The sequence below is a fragment of the Oleiphilus sp. HI0079 genome, from assembly GCF_001635105.1.
The window spans coordinates 1-815 of record NZ_LWFT01000176.1; the positions used below are offsets into that span (position 1 = coordinate 1).

General features: G+C 46.9%; 2 protein-coding genes. Both read right to left on the reverse strand.

Translation table 11 applies throughout. The features are described 5' to 3' along the window. A partial coding sequence (locus A3750_RS02580) for a pyridoxamine 5'-phosphate oxidase family protein (protein WP_068548003.1) occupies positions 1 to 392 on the reverse strand: 392 nt, incomplete at its 3' end. Between the two features lie 239 nt (positions 393 to 631). Next, on the reverse strand, positions 632 to 815 hold a 184-nt coding region (locus A3750_RS26725; protein WP_231871681.1), incomplete at its 5' end, for a hypothetical protein.

The window sequence follows — 815 nt, forward strand, 5'->3', positions numbered from 1 at the left end:
AACACAGACTGTTCGGCGTTGAGTAGCTTTGTCAGGCTGTCATTTCTATTTCGTAATTGTTCTATGAGATCGGGACGAGAGCCAGTGTTTACAATGTCGGCAGAGCCGTGCGCGGATAGCGCAAATCCTTCGGTGTGGTCTTTGTTGTTTCCGGTTCGATTATCCCAAAGCAAACTGACATTTGGATTCGCGCGGATGTTTCGAACTTTTTGTGTGTTGTCGAACGAGGCAAGGTAAATAGAGCTGAGGTCATCAACTGCGGAATAGGCCATCAAATGCTGATAGAGCACTCCTTGGCCTTGAGTGGCTAAAACAGACTGTACCTGATGATTGAGAATGGACCGGATTTGATTCGCAATTTCGTTTTGTTTTGCCTCTGAGCCACTAGTCATTCTTAGGCCTCTCGTTCATGAGGGGTGTGCATACTTTAAAACTATTTGCCTTGAAACATCAGTACTCAATCGTTATTGGCTTTTCTGGCCTCTGTGTGACCATTATCGAATTTAGAAGAAAACACACGCTGTGGGTCACTTTAAGGGTCCGCTAGCTACCTAACTAACCGCTAGCTACCACACTGTTAGGTAGCTAGCGGAGGCCACACAGTGCTTGGTAGGTTGGCGTGATGGAGTGTTTAGTGCTTTTCAGGAGTTGAAGGCGTCATTCTCCAAGGCTTGCCGTCACACGTTGCGTAATTGCTGCAGTCGCTGGTGCAGCCTCGGCAGGGGAGCCTGTGCCCAAGAATAGCGTTTTTAAGCTTCTTTACTTTTTCTTCTGCTGGGTTGTGGGACAAAATATTAACTCCTAATTGAGGGTAA